Genomic DNA, 233 nt, shown 5'->3' with positions numbered 1-233 from the left:
GGATGTTACGACGACTGTCAGAACAGTCCCCGAGGTATGAGGAGGTACTGATGACAATAGCGCAGAAACTGGAGCAGAAGGGGCACCAGAAAGGGTTTATTGAAGGGCGTCTGGAAGGACACCAGGAAGGACTCCAAGAAGGATTGAATAAAGGCGAAAAACGGGGGATCCTGAAAATCGCGTGTGCGATGATCGACATGGGTATCGACCGTGAAACGATAATGAAAACGACC

1 pseudogene is annotated in these 233 nt (G+C 50.2%); it reads left to right on the top strand.

Annotated elements, in window-relative coordinates:
- A pseudogene (locus ABR397_RS24080) lies at window positions 1–233 on the top strand (ISNCY family transposase); the annotation flags it as partial.

This window comes from Photorhabdus viridis, assembly GCF_040256935.1.
In the GTDB taxonomy this organism is placed as follows: Bacteria; Pseudomonadota; Gammaproteobacteria; order Enterobacterales; family Enterobacteriaceae; genus Photorhabdus; species Photorhabdus viridis.
The sequence above is the reverse complement of the archived record's forward strand: the minus strand, read 5'-3'. Positions and strand labels throughout refer to the sequence as shown.